Origin of the sequence: Streptococcus mitis, from assembly GCF_946190335.1 — a bacterium.
GTDB lineage: Bacteria > Bacillota > Bacilli > Lactobacillales > Streptococcaceae > Streptococcus > Streptococcus mitis_CH.
In genome coordinates, this window is record NZ_CAMHZN010000002.1 from 58,989 (window position 1) to 71,764 (window position 12,776).

The 12,776-nt window shown below is 39.7% G+C and carries 13 protein-coding genes; all 13 read left to right on the top strand.

Annotation, left to right across the window (positions count from 1 at the left end; genetic code table 11):
- Positions 1 to 81: 81 nt before the first annotated feature.
- The 13 genes from upp (at position 82) to N8O43_RS03965 (ending at position 12,757) form a co-directional block, all read left to right on the top strand.
- Positions 82 to 711, top strand: a complete 630-nt coding sequence (gene upp, locus N8O43_RS03905) for a uracil phosphoribosyltransferase (RefSeq protein WP_000515974.1) — start codon at positions 82 to 84, stop codon at positions 709 to 711.
- 173 nt (positions 712 to 884) lie between these two features.
- Positions 885 to 1,475: an ATP-dependent Clp protease proteolytic subunit ClpP gene (gene clpP / locus N8O43_RS03910; RefSeq protein WP_000613471.1), complete on the top strand. Its 591-nt coding sequence runs from the start codon at positions 885 to 887 to the stop codon at positions 1,473 to 1,475.
- Between the two features lie 78 nt (positions 1,476 to 1,553).
- The gene (locus N8O43_RS03915; RefSeq protein ID WP_070842704.1) at positions 1,554 to 1,829 is read left to right on the top strand and encodes a YlbG family protein; all 276 of its coding nucleotides are present in this window, start codon (positions 1,554 to 1,556) and stop codon (positions 1,827 to 1,829) included.
- Between the two features lie 78 nt (positions 1,830 to 1,907).
- A complete protein-coding gene (locus N8O43_RS03920; RefSeq protein ID WP_000726116.1) occupies positions 1,908 to 3,068 on the top strand; it encodes an ABC transporter substrate-binding protein in 1,161 nt (386 codons plus the stop codon).
- Between the two features lie 116 nt (positions 3,069 to 3,184).
- Positions 3,185 to 4,054: a branched-chain amino acid ABC transporter permease gene (locus N8O43_RS03925; RefSeq protein ID WP_000941421.1), complete on the top strand. Its 870-nt coding sequence runs from the start codon at positions 3,185 to 3,187 to the stop codon at positions 4,052 to 4,054.
- Between the two features lie 3 nt (positions 4,055 to 4,057).
- Entirely contained in the window at positions 4,058 to 5,014 is a 957-nt protein-coding gene (locus N8O43_RS03930; protein ID WP_000662286.1) for a branched-chain amino acid ABC transporter permease, read from the top strand.
- Entirely contained in the window at positions 5,014 to 5,778 is a 765-nt protein-coding gene (locus tag N8O43_RS03935; RefSeq protein ID WP_001185997.1) for an ABC transporter ATP-binding protein, read from the top strand. The genes N8O43_RS03930 and N8O43_RS03935 overlap by 1 nt, the downstream gene beginning before the upstream one ends.
- On the top strand, positions 5,778 to 6,488 hold the full coding sequence (locus tag N8O43_RS03940; protein WP_000062200.1) for an ABC transporter ATP-binding protein: 711 nt from the start codon (positions 5,778 to 5,780) through the stop codon (positions 6,486 to 6,488). Before N8O43_RS03935 ends, N8O43_RS03940 begins: the two co-directional genes overlap by 1 nt.
- 414 nt (positions 6,489 to 6,902) lie before the next feature.
- Entirely contained in the window at positions 6,903 to 7,559 is a 657-nt protein-coding gene (locus N8O43_RS03945) for a CBS domain-containing protein (RefSeq protein WP_084886845.1), read from the top strand.
- A 108-nt stretch (positions 7,560 to 7,667) separates the two neighbouring features.
- Positions 7,668 to 8,763 (top strand): peptide chain release factor 2 gene (prfB, locus tag N8O43_RS03950; protein ID WP_142359004.1). Its coding sequence is split into 2 segments (ribosomal slippage): positions 7,668 to 7,739 and positions 7,741 to 8,763, totalling 1,095 coding nucleotides; the frame shifts between segments, so codons are not numbered across the junction.
- 17 nt (positions 8,764 to 8,780) lie between these two features.
- Entirely contained in the window at positions 8,781 to 9,473 is a 693-nt protein-coding gene (gene ftsE, locus N8O43_RS03955) for a cell division ATP-binding protein FtsE (RefSeq protein ID WP_000022260.1), read from the top strand.
- On the top strand, positions 9,466 to 10,392 hold the full coding sequence (ftsX, locus tag N8O43_RS03960; protein ID WP_049544408.1) for a permease-like cell division protein FtsX: 927 nt from the start codon (positions 9,466 to 9,468) through the stop codon (positions 10,390 to 10,392). The genes ftsE and ftsX overlap by 8 nt, the downstream gene beginning before the upstream one ends.
- Positions 10,393 to 10,576: 184 nt before the next feature.
- The gene (locus tag N8O43_RS03965) at positions 10,577 to 12,757 is read left to right on the top strand and encodes a PTS transporter subunit IIBC (RefSeq protein ID WP_261089504.1); all 2,181 of its coding nucleotides are present in this window, start codon (positions 10,577 to 10,579) and stop codon (positions 12,755 to 12,757) included.
- Positions 12,758 to 12,776: the final 19 nt, after the last annotated feature.

Below are 12,776 nucleotides of genomic sequence, written 5' to 3' on the forward strand. Positions count from 1 at the left end.
CAAAAATAAATGGTTTAGAAAGATTTTTAAACCGTTTTTTGGTATAATAAGAAGAATAAATTGAAAGAAGGAACTCCAAAAATGGGAAAAATTGAAGTTATTAATCATCCACTGATTCAACACAAATTGTCAATCTTGCGTCGTACAGATACTTCTACAAAAGCTTTCCGTGAGCTAGTAGATGAGATTGCAATGTTGATGGGATATGAAGTACTTCGTGATCTTCCACTAGAAGATGTGGAAATCGAAACACCAATCACAAAAACAGTTCAAAAACAATTGGCAGGTAAGAAATTGGCCATCGTTCCAATCTTGCGTGCAGGTATCGGGATGGTTGATGGTCTCTTGAGCTTGGTTCCAGCTGCTAAAGTTGGTCACATTGGTATGTACCGTGATGAAGAAACGCTTCAACCAGTTGAGTATTTGGTGAAATTGCCTGAAGATATTGACCAACGTCAAATTTTTGTAGTAGATCCAATGTTGGCAACAGGTGGCTCAGCAATCTTAGCTGTTGACTCCCTTAAAAAACGTGGCGCATCAAATATCAAATTTGTCTGCCTTGTATCTGCTCCAGAAGGTGTAAAAGCCCTTCAAGAAGCTCATCCAGATGTAGAAATCTTTACAGCAGCCTTGGATGAACGCTTGAACGAACACGGTTATATCGTTCCAGGTCTTGGAGATGCTGGAGACCGCTTGTTCGGTACGAAATAAAATCGAAAAGAAGAATGAATTGGAAAAGAATTTCCAGTCGTGAAAGGAGGTTGAATTTTTGTTTCTGTCTGATGAAAACAGAGCAAAAATTTGACCTTTTTTGACCAAGATATTATAATAGTCTTATCTTCAGTCATTTGACCAACAAAATTAAAACTCAAAAGGAGAATTGAATGATTCCTGTAGTTATTGAACAAACAAGCCGTGGAGAACGTTCCTACGATATTTACTCACGTCTTCTTAAAGACCGCATCATTATGCTGACAGGTCCAGTTGAAGACAATATGGCTAACTCTGTTATTGCCCAATTGCTTTTCTTGGATGCCCAAGATAGTACAAAAGATATTTACCTTTATGTCAATACACCTGGTGGTTCTGTTTCAGCTGGTTTGGCAATCGTTGATACTATGAACTTTATCAAGGCAGATGTCCAAACTATCGTTATGGGGATGGCTGCATCTATGGGGACGGTCATCGCGTCAAGTGGAGCAAAAGGCAAACGTTTCATGCTTCCAAATGCAGAGTATATGATCCACCAACCAATGGGTGGTACAGGTGGTGGTACTCAACAAACCGATATGGCGATTGCTGCAGAACACTTGCTCAAAACTCGTAACATCTTGGAAAAAATCTTGGCTGAAAATTCAGGTCAGTCAATCGAAAAAGTCCATGCAGATGCAGAACGCGATAATTGGATGAGCGCCCAAGAAACACTTGAATATGGCTTTATTGATGAAATAATGGCCAACAATTCATTGAATTAATGATGATAGAAGGCAAACTCGACTGGGTTTGCTTTTTTTGGTATAATAGGGAGAGATTTCTTAGAAAGAGGATTTACCATGTTTGAAAAAGTCAATCGATCTGGCTTGATTATCTATCTTTACTATAATCGTGATGCCAAAAAACTGCAGGATTATGGAGATATTACCTATCATTCCAAGAAACATCGTTACTTACAGCTTTATGTTCCAACTCAAGAAGTGGAGCAATTGGTCGGGCGCTTGAGCAAGGAAAAATTTATAAAAAAAGTCAGAGTTTGTCATATCCAAGAGCTGGAAACACCCTTTGTGGGCAATCTTTATCGAGAGGAAAACGTTATCATTGAAAAAGTTTAAGAAAAGTATTGACAATTTTCTGATAATTCGGTATATTCTTAACATGCTATTTATTTAAGAAATAAGGAGACAAAAAAGATGAAGAAAAAATTTGCCCTATCGTTTGTGGCGCTTGCAAGTGTAGCACTTCTTGCAGCCTGTGGAGAAGTGAAGTCTGGAGCGTCAAACGCTGCTGGTAACTCAGTAGATGAAAAGACAATCAAAATCGGATTTAACTTCGAGGAAACTGGTGCCGTAGCAGCCTACGGAACATCTGAACAAAAAGGTGCCCAACTTGCCGTTGATGAAATCAATGCCGCAGGTGGTATCGATGGAAAACAAATCGAAGTAGTTGATAAAGATAACAAGTCTGAAACAGCTGAGGCGGCTTCAGTAACAACTAACCTTGTAACCCAATCTAAAGTATCAGCAATCGTAGGACCTGCGACATCTGGTGCAACTGCAGCTGCGGTAGCGAACGCTACAAAAGCAGGTGTTCCGTTGATCTCACCAAGTGCGACGCAAGATGGATTGACTAAAGGTCAAGATTACCTCTTTATCGGAACTTTCCAAGATAGCTTCCAAGGAAAAATTATCTCAAACTATGTTTCTGAAAAATTGCAAGCTAAGAAAGTTGTTCTTTACACTGACAATGCTAGTGACTATGCTAAAGGTATTGCCAAAGCCTTCCGTGAGGCTTACAAGGGTGAAATCGTTGCAGATGAAACTTTCGTAGCAGGTGACACAGACTTCCAAGCAGCCCTTACAAAAATGAAAGGGAAAGACTTTGATGCTATCATCGTTCCTGGTTACTACACTGAAGCTGGTAAAATTGTAAACCAAGCGCGTGGTATGGGAATTGACAAACCAATCGTTGGTGGTGATGGATTCAACGGTGAAGAGTTTGTACAACAAGCAACTGCTGAAAAAGCATCAAACATTTACTTTATCTCAGGCTTCTCAACTACTGTAGAAGTTTCAGCTAAAGCAAAAGCTTTCCTTGATGCATACCGTGCTAAGTACAACGAAGAGCCTTCAACATTTGCAGCCTTGGCTTATGATTCAGTTCACCTTGTAGCAAACGCAGCAAAAGGTGCTAAAAATTCAGGTGAGATTAAGGATAATCTTGCTAAAACAAAAGACTTTGAAGGTGTAACTGGTCAAACAAGCTTCGATGCAGACCACAATACAGTTAAAACTGCTTACATGATGACCATGAACAATGGTAAGGTTGAAGCAGCAGAAGTTGTAAAACCATAATAGAAAAATGTTGAAATAGGGAATGAGACTCGGACTCACTCCCTGTTTCGATGTTTAAGAACCTATCAAAAAGTGAGGGGAAACCCTCGAAATTATAAATAGAAAGAGTGAATCTTATGCTCCAACAACTAGTAAATGGTTTGATTCTAGGTAGTGTATACGCGCTGTTAGCCCTAGGATATACCATGGTTTACGGAATTATCAAGCTCATCAACTTCGCCCACGGTGATATTTATATGATGGGAGCCTTTATCGGTTATTTCTTGATTAATTCTTTCCAAATGAATTTCTTTGTAGCGCTTATTGTAGCGATGCTAGCGACAGCCATTCTTGGTGTCGTGATTGAATTCCTTGCTTACCGACCTTTGCGTCACTCTACTCGTATTGCTGTTTTGATTACAGCTATTGGGGTTTCCTTCCTATTGGAGTATGGCATGGTCTATCTGGTTGGTGCCAATACTCGTGCCTTCCCTCAAGCGATTCAAACAGTTCGTTATGATCTGGGACCAATTAGCTTAACAAACGTGCAGTTAATGATCTTGGCGATTTCCTTGATTTTGATGATTTTGTTACAAGTCATTGTCCAAAAGACCAAGATGGGGAAAGCCATGCGTGCAGTATCCGTAGATAGCGATGCGGCGCAATTGATGGGGATCAATGTAAACCGTACTATCAGCTTTACCTTTGCTTTGGGTTCAGCTCTTGCGGGTGCGGCTGGTGTTCTGATTGCCCTCTATTATAACTCTCTTGAGCCTTTGATGGGAGTTACTCCAGGTCTTAAGTCTTTCGTTGCCGCAGTACTTGGTGGTATCGGAATCATTCCTGGTGCGGCGCTTGGTGGATTTGTAATTGGTCTATTGGAAACCTTTGCGACAGCCTTTGGAATGTCAGACTTCCGTGATGCCATTGTTTATGGAATCTTGTTGTTGATCTTGATTGTCCGCCCAGCTGGTATCCTTGGTAAAAATGTGAAAGAGAAGGTGTAAACGATGAAAGAAAATTTAAAAGTTAATATTCTATGGTTACTCCTTTTGTTAGCTGGCTATGGCTTGATTAGTGTACTGGTTTCAGTCGGAGTACTCAATCTATTCTATGTACAGATTTTACAACAAATAGGAATTAATATTATTCTGGCTGTTGGTCTCAACTTAATCGTTGGTTTTTCAGGACAATTTTCACTTGGGCATGCTGGTTTCATGGCGATTGGTGCCTATGCAGCAGCTATTATTGGTTCTAAATCACCAACCTACGGTGCCTTCTTTGGAGCCATGCTGATAGGTGCTTTGCTTTCAGGAGCAGTTGCCTTGCTTGTCGGAATTCCAACCTTACGCTTGAAGGGGGACTATCTTGCGGTAGCGACTCTTGGTGTTTCTGAAATTATCCGTATCTTTATCATCAATGGTGGAAGCCTTACAAATGGTGCAGCAGGTATCTTGGGAATTCCTAACTTTACAACTTGGCAAATGGTTTACTTCTTTGTCGTGATCACAACCATTGCAACCTTAAACTTCTTGCGTAGTCCAATTGGTCGTTCAACCCTCTCCGTTCGTGAGGATGAAATTGCTGCTGAGTCAGTTGGGGTTAATACGACTAAAATTAAAATTATCGCTTTTGTCTTTGGTGCTATTACTGCAAGTATTGCAGGGTCACTTCAGGCAGGATTTATCGGGTCTGTTGTACCGAAAGATTATACTTTCATCAACTCAATCAACGTTTTGATTATTGTTGTATTTGGTGGACTTGGTTCCATTACAGGTGCCATCGTTTCAGCTATTGTTTTGGGAATTTTGAATATGCTTCTCCAAGATGTTGCTAGTGTGCGTATGATTATTTACGCTTTGGCCTTGGTATTGGTAATGATTTTCAGACCAGGTGGACTCCTTGGAACATGGGAATTGAGCCTATCACGTTTCTTTAAAAAATCTAAGAAGGAGGAACAAAACTAATGGCATTACTTGAAGTAAAACAGTTAACCAAACATTTTGGCGGTCTAACAGCTGTTGGAGATGTGACTCTTGAATTGAACGAAGGGGAACTGGTTGGACTAATCGGTCCAAATGGAGCTGGGAAAACCACTCTTTTCAACCTTTTGACCGGTGTTTATGAACCAAGTGAGGGAACAGTAACCTTAGATGGTCACCTTTTGAATGGAAAGTCACCTTATAAGATTGCTTCTTTGGGACTTGGACGTACATTCCAAAATATCCGTCTCTTTAAAGATTTAACAGTTTTGGATAATGTTTTGATTGCTTTTGGCAACCATCACAAACAACATGTTTTTGCTAGTTTCTTACGTTTACCAGCTTTTTACAAGAGTGAAAAAGAATTAAAGGCTAAAGCCTTGGAATTGCTGAAAATCTTTGATTTAGATGGTGATGCAGAAACTCTTGCTAAAAATCTTGCCTACGGACAACAACGTCGTTTAGAAATTGTTCGTGCCCTTGCTACGGAACCTAAAATTCTCTTCTTAGATGAACCAGCAGCAGGTATGAACCCACAGGAAACAGCTGAATTGACTGAGTTAATTCGTCGTATCAAAGATGAATTTAAGATTACGATCATGCTGATTGAACACGATATGAATTTGGTTATGGAAGTAACAGAACGTATCTACGTACTTGAATATGGCCGTTTGATTGCACAAGGAACTCCTGACGAAATTAAGACCAATAAACGCGTTATCGAAGCTTATCTAGGAGGTGAAGCCTAATGTCTATGTTAAAAGTTGATAATCTTTCTGTGCATTACGGCATGATCCAAGCAGTCCGTGATGTAAGCTTTGAAGTGAATGAAGGAGAAGTTGTTTCCCTTATCGGTGCCAATGGTGCAGGTAAGACAACCATTCTCCGTACCTTGTCTGGTTTGGTTAGACCAAGTTCTGGAAAGATTGAATTTTTAGGTCAAGAAATCCAAAAAATGCCAGCTCAAAAAATCGTGGCAGGTGGTCTTTCACAAGTACCAGAAGGACGCCACGTCTTTCCTGGCTTGACTGTTATGGAAAATCTTGAAATGGGAGCTTTCTTAAAGAAAAATCGTGAAGAAAATCAAGCTAACTTGAAGAAGGTTTTCTCACGCTTTCCTCGTCTTGAAGAACGGAAGAACCAAGATGCAGCCACTCTTTCAGGGGGGGAACAACAAATGCTTGCCATGGGACGTGCTCTTATGTCAACACCAAAACTTCTTCTTTTAGATGAACCATCAATGGGACTTGCCCCAATCTTTATTCAAGAGATCTTTGATATCATTCAAGATATCCAGAAGCAAGGAACAACCGTCCTCTTGATTGAGCAAAATGCCAATAAGGCACTCGCAATCTCTGACCGAGGTTATGTACTGGAAACAGGAAAAATCGTTCTATCAGGAACAGGAAAAGAACTCGCTTCATCAGAAGAAGTCAGAAAAGCATATCTAGGTGGCTAAAAAGGTCCGGGGGACCTTTTTAGTCGGCGGATGAAGATTGCGAAGCAATTATCAAATCCAGTGGATTGTTTTAGTCGGTGGATGAAGATTACGAAGTAATCATCATTAATAGTCCGGGGGACCTTTTTAGTCGGCAGATGGAGATTGCGAAGCAATCATCATTATAGTCCAGGGGACATTTTTAGTTGACAGATATAGATTGTAAAGCAGTCTTTATCTACATTAAAAGGTTGATTTCTAATAATTGAAAAAATCGAATGAAAGATATCTTACTTTCATTCACAGAGCTCGATTTTAGAGCTCTTTTTACTAGCTTATTCATACTTTTCTGAATTTTGAAAAAGAAATGTAAGCGTTTGATAGATTTACAAAAAGATTGTATAATAGGGATAAGAATAGAAAAGGAGAAGTCTCATGGCAGTTAAAGATTTTATGACCCGCAAGGTAGTGTATATTAGTCCAGATACAACAGTATCTCATGCAGCAGATTTGATGAGAGAGCAAGGATTACACCGCTTGCCTGTTATCGAAAATGATCAATTGGTTGGTTTGGTTACTGAGGGAACCATTGCCCAAGCTAGTCCATCCAAGGCAACAAGTCTTTCTATCTATGAGATGAATTATCTTCTAAATAAGACAAAAGTAAAAGATGTCATGATTCGCGATGTTGTCACTGTTTCAGGCTATGCGAGTCTAGAGGATGCAACTTATCTGATGTTGAAAAATAAGATTGGTATTCTTCCTGTAGTAGATAACCATCAAGTCTATGGGGTTATTACGGACCGTGACGTTTTCCAAGCCTTTCTTGAAATTGCTGGTTATGGTGAGGAAGGAATTCGTGTGCGCTTTGTTACGGAAAACGAAGTTGGCGTTCTTGGTAAGATTGTTTCTCTAATCGTTGAAGAAAATTTAAATATCTCCCATACAGTCAATATTCCGCGTAAAGATGGTAAGGTGATTATCGAAGTTCAAATTGATGGTTCAGTTGATTTGATAGCATTAAAGCAAAAATTTGAAGCTGAAAATATTCAAGTGGAAGAGATTAGTCGTACTTCTGCGAAAGTTTTATAAGAAGGGAAGCCGAAAGGCTTCTTTTTATGTTTAATAAGGGATTAGAGCAAAAGATGGAAAGAAATGATAAAATATGCTATAATGAAATGATGTAAAAAAGGAGTATTTATGGACATTTCAGAAATTCGTCAGAAAATTGACGCAAATCGTGAAAAATTAGCTTCTTTCAGGGGGTCTCTTTGACCTCGAAGGTCTAGAGGAAGAGATTGCCATCTTGGAAAACAAGATGACAGAACCTGATTTTTGGAACGATAATATCGCGGCCCAAAAAACGTCGCAAGAATTAAATGAATTAAAAAACACATACAACACCTTCCACAAAATGGAAGAGTTGCAGGATGAAGTCGAAATTTTATTAGACTTTTTAGCTGAAGATGAGTCGGTTCATGAAGAATTGGTAACGCAGTTATCCGAACTTGATAAGATGATGACCAGTTACGAGATGACCTTGCTCTTGTCAGAACCTTATGACCATAATAATGCGATTTTGGAAATCCATCCAGGATCCGGTGGTACTGAGGCTCAGGACTGGGGTGATATGTTGCTTCGTATGTATACTCGCTATGGAAATGCTAAAGGTTTTAAAGTGGAAGTATTAGATTACCAAGCAGGAGATGAAGCTGGTATCAAGTCAGTAACCTTATCATTTGAAGGACCTAATGCCTATGGTCTTCTCAAATCAGAAATGGGTGTTCACCGCTTGGTGCGAATTTCACCATTTGACTCTGCTAAACGTCGCCATACCTCTTTCACATCTGTAGAAGTAATGCCAGAATTGGATGATACCATTGAAGTGGAAATCCGTGAAGATGATATCAAGATGGATACCTTTCGTTCAGGTGGAGCTGGTGGACAAAACGTCAATAAAGTTTCAACAGGTGTGCGTTTAACACATATTCCTACTGGGACTGTTGTCCAGTCAACGGTCGATCGTACCCAGTATGGAAATAGAGATCGTGCCATGAAGATGTTGCAGGCTAAGCTCTATCAAATGGAGCAAGAAAAGAAAGCTGCGGAAGTTGATTCCCTCAAGGGTGAGAAAAAGGAAATCACATGGGGAAGCCAAATCCGTTCATATGTTTTCACGCCTTATACTATGGTAAAAGATCATCGAACTAGTTTTGAAGTTGCGCAGGTAGATAAGGTTATGGATGGAGACCTAGATGGTTTTATCGATGCTTATCTCAAGTGGCGAATCAGCTAAGATAGAAAGGAACTCACATGTCAATCATTGAAATGAGAGATGTCGTCAAAAAATACGACAACGGAACGACTGCCCTACGTGGTGTTTCGGTCAGCATTCAACCAGGAGAATTTGCCTATATCGTAGGTCCGTCAGGAGCTGGGAAATCAACCTTTATTCGTTCTTTGTATCGCGAAGTAAAAATCGAAAAAGGAAGCTTATCTGTTGCTGGTTTTAATCTAGTTAAAATAAAAAAGAAAGATGTCCCTCTCCTACGTCGTAGTGTTGGTGTTGTCTTCCAAGATTATAAACTGTTACCAAAGAAAACCGTTTATGAAAATATTGCCTATGCAATGGAGGTAATTGGAGAAAGTCGCCGTAATATCAAAAAACGGGTTATGGAAGTTTTAGACTTGGTTGGATTGAAGCATAAGGTTCGTTCTTTCCCAAATGAACTTTCAGGGGGAGAACAACAGCGTATTGCGATAGCGCGTGCTATTGTAAATAATCCCAAAGTATTGATTGCGGACGAACCAACAGGAAACTTGGACCCAGATAATTCATGGGAAATTATGAACTTGCTGGAACGCATCAATCTCCAAGGTACAACTGTCTTGATGGCTACCCACAACAGTCAGATTGTAAATACCTTGCGCCACCGTGTCATTGCCATTGAAAATGGCCGTGTCGTTCGTGACGAAGCTAAAGGAGAATATGGATACGATGATTAGTAGATTTTTTCGTCATTTATTTGAATCATTAAAAAGTTTGAAACGAAATGGCTGGATGACAGTAGCTGCTGTCAGTTCAGTTATGATTACTTTGACCTTGGTTGCAATATTTGCATCTGTTATCTTTAATACGGCTAAACTAGCTACAGATATCGAAAATAATGTCCGAGTAATGGTATACATTCGTAAGGACGTAGCTGATAATAGTGAGACTATTGAAAAAGAAGGTCAAACTGTTACAAATAACGACTACCATAAGGTATATGATGCTTTAAAAGGTATGTCAACCGTTAAAAGTGTTACGTTTTCAAGTAAAGAAGAACAATATGAAAAGTTGACAGAAACGATGGGGGACAACTGGAAAATCTTTGAAGGCGATGCCAATCCTCTCTATGATGCATATATCGTTGATACAAATACACCAAGTGATGTAAAGACAGTAGCAGAAGAGGCTAAAAAAATCGAAGGTGTATCAGAAGTTCAAGATGGTGGTGCTAATACAGAACGCTTGTTTAAGTTAGCCTCATTTATTCGTGTCTGGGGACTAGTTATCGCTGGATTATTGATTTTCATTGCGGTGTTCTTGATTTCTAATACTATACGTATCACCATCATTTCACGAAGCCGTGAAATTCAAATCATGCGTTTAGTAGGTGCTAAGAATGGCTATATCCGCGGGCCTTTCTTGCTTGAAGGTGCCTTCATCGGTTTGCTTGGAGCAACACTTCCATCAGTTTTGGTATTTATTGTCTATAAAATGGTTTACCAATCGGTTAATAAGTCATTAGTTGGTCAGAACCTTTCAATGATATCACCAGAAGTATTCAGTCCACTGATGATTGCCTTATTATTTGTGATTGGAATTTTCATTGGTTCATTGGGATCGGGAATTTCTATGCGCCGATTCTTAAAAGTCTAAATTTTAATAGATGTATATTTGAGGAGATTTTACTATCTCCTTTTTTACTACAAAAATTTTAGAAAAAAGTCTCCTTTTTTTAATAAAAGCCTTTACAAAAAAAAAAAAAGTGGTATAATTGAATTGTAGAAAGTGCAAACGTTTTCGTAAAACGTTTGCCTAAATAAAAATAAAGGAGATTTGAATGATGAAAGATACATTCAAAAATGTCTTGTCTTTCGAGTTTTGGCAAAAATTCGGTAAGGCTTTGATGGTGGTTATCGCCGTTATGCCGGCTGCTGGTTTGATGATTTCAATCGGTAAGTCGCTTGTGATGATCAACCCTAACTTTGCTCCACTCGTTATTACTGGTGGTGTACTAGAGCAAATCGGTTGGGGGGTTATCGTTAACCTTCATATCTTGTTCGCCCTAGCCATTGGAGGTAGCTGGGCTAAAGAACGTGCTGGTGGTGCTTTCGCCGCTGGTCTTGCCTTCATCTTGATTAACCGTATCACTGGTACAATCTTTGGCGTATCAGGCGATATGTTGAAAAATCCAGATGCTATGGTAACAACTCTCTTTGGTGGATCAATCAAAGTTGCTGATTACTTCATTAGTGTTATGGAAGCCCCAGCACTTAACATGGGTGTGTTCGTAGGGATTATCTCAGGTTTTATTGGAGCAACTGCTTACAACAAATACTACAACTTCCGTAAGCTTCCTGATGCACTTTCATTCTTTAACGGAAAACGTTTTGTACCGTTTGTAGTTATTCTTCGTTCAGTAATCGCTGCAATCGTACTTTCAGCTTTCTGGCCACTTGTGCAAACTGGTATCAATAGCTTTGGTATCTGGATTGCTAACTCACAAGAAACTGCTCCAATCCTTGCACCATTCTTGTATGGTACATTGGAACGCTTGCTCTTGCCATTTGGTCTTCACCACATGTTGACTATCCCAATGAACTACACAGCTCTTGGTGGTACTTATGAAGTCTTAACTGGTGCAGCAAAAGGTAGCCAAGTATTTGGTCAAGACCCACTATGGCTTGCATGGGTAACAGACCTTGTAAACCTTAAAGGTACTGATGCTACTCAATACCAACACTTGTTAGATACAGTCCATCCAGCTCGTTTCAAAGTTGGACAAATGATCGGTTCATTCGGTATCTTGATGGGTGTGATTGTGGCTATCTACCGTAATGTTGATGCTGATAAGAAACACAAATACAAAGGTATGATGATTGCAACAGCTCTTGCAACATTCTTGACAGGGGTTACTGAACCAATCGAATACATGTTCATGTTCATCGCAACACCTATGTATCTTGTTTACTCACTTGTTCAAGGTGCTGCCTTTGCAATGGCTGACGTTGTAAACCTACGTATGCACTCATTCGGTTCAATCGAGTTCTTGACTCGTACACCTATCGCGATTAGCGCTGGTATCGGTATGGATATCGTTAACTTCATTTGGGTAACTGTTCTCTTTGCTGTAATCATGTACTTTATCGCAAACTTCATGATTCAAAAATTCAACTACGCCACTCCAGGACGTAACGGTAACTACGAAACTGCTGAAGGTTCAGAAGAAGCTAGCGGTGAAGTAAAAGTTGCTGCAGGTTCTCAAGCTGTAAACATTATCAACCTTCTTGGTGGACGTGCAAACATCGTTGATGTTGATGCATGTATGACTCGTCTTCGTGTAACTGTAAAAGACGCTGACAAAGTCGGTGATGCAGAACAATGGAAAGCAGAAGGAGCTATGGGTCTTGTCATGAAAGGACAAGGAGTTCAAGCTATCTACGGTCCAAAAGCAGACGTATTGAAATCTGATATCCAAGATATCCTTGATTCAGGTGAAATCATTCCTGAAACTCTTCCAAGTCAAATGACAGAAGCGCAACAAAACACTGTTCACTTCAAAGGTCTTACTGAGGAAGTTTACTCAGTAGCAGACGGTCAAGTTGTTGCCTTGGAACAAGTTAAAGATCCAGTATTTGCTCAAAAAATGATGGGCGACGGATTTGCTGTAGAACCTGCAAATGGAAACATTGTATCTCCAGTTTCAGGTACTGTATCAAGCATCTTCCCTACAAAACATGCTCTTGGTCTTGTGACTGAAGCAGGTCTTGAAGTATTGGTTCACATTGGTTTGGACACAGTAAGTCTTGAAGGAAAACCATTTACAGTTCATGTTGCTGAAGGACAAAAAGTTGCAGCAGGAGATCTCCTTGTCACAGCTGACTTGGATGCTATCCGTGCAGCAGGTCGTGAAACTTCAACAGTAGTTGTCTTCACAAATGGTGATGCAATTAAATCAGTTAAATTAGAAAAAACAGGTTCTCTTGCAGCTAAATCAGCAGTTGCTAAAGTAGAATTGTAATATACTTGAGGTTGGAAGC